Below are 3,077 nucleotides of genomic sequence, written 5' to 3' on the forward strand. Positions count from 1 at the left end.
ACAAAAACTTCTTTCACATGTTCAAGCTCAATCTCTGTAATCAACTCCCATTTGGGGTTGAAAGAATAACCGAAAAACAAGATTACACGGTGAACATCTAAAGTTCCAGCTGATTTTGTGTTTTCAACGAGTGGTTGATTATAATCAATTTGACCATATCCGCCAATTTTGATTTTAGAAGACTTTAATTGTTGAAGCCTGTCTGCTGTATTCAGTTCAAAGAGATACAGGCTATCACTTTGTGCAAAGGAAAAACTGAAAAGAAGGGTAAAAAAAATACTATATAAAGTTTTCATTGGTTATTGATTTATTTTTAATATTACAAAATTGCATATAGGTTTCATTGTGCACAATCCCTAAACGTTGGTATCTGATTGCCTTTTTGTATTTATTTTTGGAGAAAATTAACGTTTGATGAAGTTTGAAGCCCTTTTTTTAAACACAGCAATTGTATTTTAATAAAAGAACTTTTGTTCTGAGTCTAAAAAAATGGGGTTCTTCGGACTATAATACTTAAATTTGCCGCCAATAAATAAGCAATTATGGAAACAGTAGTAAGCGGAATTCGTCCAACAGGAAATTTACATTTGGGAAATTATTTTGGAGCAGTTAAGAATTTTGTAAAAATGCAAGATAATAGCAAGGCGTATTTTTTTATTGCCGATTATCATTCTTTAACAACACATCCAACACCTGCTGATTTGCACGGAAATGTCCGCTCGGTATTAGCAGAATATTTAGCTTGTGGTATCGATCCGGAAAAAGCTTGTATTTATGTGCAGAGTGATGTTCCGGAGGTAACAGAATTATATCTGTTACTAAATATGAACGCTTACCTTGGTGAATTAGAACGTGTTACTTCTTTTAAAGATAAGGTTAGGCAACAGCCAAATAATGTAAATGCGGGTTTGCTTACATATCCTACTTTGATGGCTGCCGATGTAATTATCCATAGAGCTGCTAAAGTGCCTGTTGGTAAAGATCAGGAGCAAAATTTAGAAATGATGCGTACCTTTGCTCGTCGTTTCAATAGAATGTATAAAAACGATTATTTCCCCATTCCTCAAGCTTATAATTTTGGTGAAAACCTTGTGAAAATTCCTGGTTTGGATGGCAGTGGAAAAATGGGGAAATCAGAAGGGGAGGGTAATGCTATCTTTTTGGCAGAAGATCCTAAGTCGATTAAAAAGAAAATAATGAAAGCGGTTACCGATAGCGGACCGACGGAAGAAAATCAGGATAAACCTGCCGTGATCCAAAACCTTTTTGATTTGATGAAGGTTGTTTCTACTCCAGATACCGTTTCTCATTTTGATGGTCTTTGGAATACATGTGAGATTCGTTATGGTGATATGAAAAAGCAATTAGCCGAAGATGTCATTAACTTTACCACTCCTTTTCGTGAAAGGATAAAAGATATGTACGAAAATACTGATTATCTTGCTAAAGTAACACGTATGGGAGCGGAGCAAGCTAGAGAAAGTGCGGCTCAAACTATTAAGGATGTGCGTGAAATTATGGGCATTCGTAAATTTTAACAGCTCTTTATATAATAAATCTTCCTTATTATCGGTATAATTCTAAAGCATAGGATGCTTATATTTAGAATTGTATATTTTTACAATAATTTTAAAAACTATTTATTTTGAACGAAACAGCAAAAGCACAAGAAACTGCCGTTTTAATTGGCGTGATTACCAAAGGACAAGATGAATCCCGAAGCAAGGAATATCTTGATGAACTTGAGTTTTTGGTAGATACCGCCGGAGCACTAACAAAAAAACGCTTTGTACAAAAGTTGTCGTCTCCCGATAAGCGCACTTTTGTGGGTTCCGGTAAATTAGAAGATATTAAGGCATATATTGAATTTGAAGAAATTGATATTGCTGTCTTCGACGATGAATTAGGTGCGTCTCAAATACGTAATCTTGAAAAAGCATTGGAATGCAAGATTTTGGATAGAACAAATTTAATCCTTGATATTTTTGCAAAACGAGCGCAAACCGCTCATGCTAAAACACAAGTGGAACTTGCTCAATATCAATATTTATTGCCTCGATTAACCGGAATGTGGACTCACTTAGAGCGTCAGCGTGGCGGTATTGGTTTGCGTGGACCTGGTGAGACAGAGATAGAAACGGATAGGAGGATTATTCGCGATAGAATATCGCTATTAAAAAAACGACTTATACAGATTGATAAGCAAATGGAAACCCAGCGTTCTAATCGTGGGAGTATGGTACGTATTGCCTTGGTTGGTTATACCAATGTGGGCAAATCAACCTTGATGAATTTGCTTAGTAAATCGAAGGTTTTTGCAGAGAATAAATTGTTTGCTACTTTAGATACAACCGTTCGGAAAGTAGTGATTAAGAACTTACCTTTCTTAATGTCGGATACTGTTGGGTTTATCAGAAAACTGCCTCATGGATTGGTAGAGAGTTTTAAATCTACTTTAGACGAGGTTCGTGAAGCCGATATGCTTTTGCATATTGTGGATATTTCTCATCCTGATTTTGAAGAACAAATAAATGTGGTGAAACAAACGCTTTCCGAAATCAAAGCAGGTGATAAACCGGTAATTATGGTTTTTAATAAGATTGATGCTTTTAATTATGTTGAGAAAGAAGCCGATGATTTAAGCCCCGAAACTAAAGAGAATTATTCTCTTGACCATTGGAAAAAAACCTGGATGCATAAAGATAATGCTCCGGCAATCTTTATTTCAGCTACGGAAAAAACAAATCTTCAAGAAATTAGGGAATTGATTTATACGGAAGTAAAAAGGATACATTCTATCAGATATCCATATAATAATTATTTGTATTAAAATATGTGTTGATGAATGCCTTATCGAAAAATAATAGGAAAGCTGTTTTATTGATAAATGTTGGAACTCCCGATAAGCCTGAGCTTAATAGTGTAAGAAAATACCTGTCGGAATTTTTAAACGATCCTTTTGTTATTGATTTACCTTGGCTTTTTAGAAAAATACTGGTTAATTTAATTATCGTTCCTTTCCGTGCGCCCAAATCGACTAAGCTTTATCAGCAATTATGGGAAAAAGAAGGTTCTCC

General features: G+C 35.0%; 4 protein-coding genes. 3 read left to right on the top strand and 1 reads right to left on the bottom strand.

The genetic code is table 11. The features are described from left to right. Nucleotides 1-296: hypothetical protein (locus J7K39_09300; GenBank protein MCD6180084.1), on the bottom strand; the 296-nt coding region annotated here is incomplete at its 3' end. 246 nt (nucleotides 297-542) lie between these two features. Between J7K39_09300 and trpS the strand changes: the two genes are divergently transcribed. From trpS to J7K39_09315, 3 genes are all read left to right on the top strand, one after another. Beyond that, the gene (gene trpS / locus J7K39_09305; GenBank protein MCD6180085.1) at nucleotides 543-1,538 is read left to right on the top strand and encodes a tryptophan--tRNA ligase; all 996 of its coding nucleotides are present in this window, start codon (nucleotides 543-545) and stop codon (nucleotides 1,536-1,538) included. A 104-nt stretch (nucleotides 1,539-1,642) separates the two neighbouring features. Then, on the top strand, nucleotides 1,643-2,830 hold the full coding sequence (hflX, locus tag J7K39_09310; protein ID MCD6180086.1) for a GTPase HflX: 1,188 nt from the start codon (nucleotides 1,643-1,645) through the stop codon (nucleotides 2,828-2,830). 11 nt (nucleotides 2,831-2,841) lie between these two features. Next, nucleotides 2,842-3,077, top strand: a 236-nt coding sequence (locus J7K39_09315) for a ferrochelatase (GenBank protein ID MCD6180087.1), incomplete at its 3' end; no start/stop codon positions are given.

It is taken from the genome of Bacteroidales bacterium, assembly GCA_021157585.1.
Taxonomy (GTDB): domain Bacteria; phylum Bacteroidota; class Bacteroidia; order Bacteroidales; family UBA12170; genus UBA12170.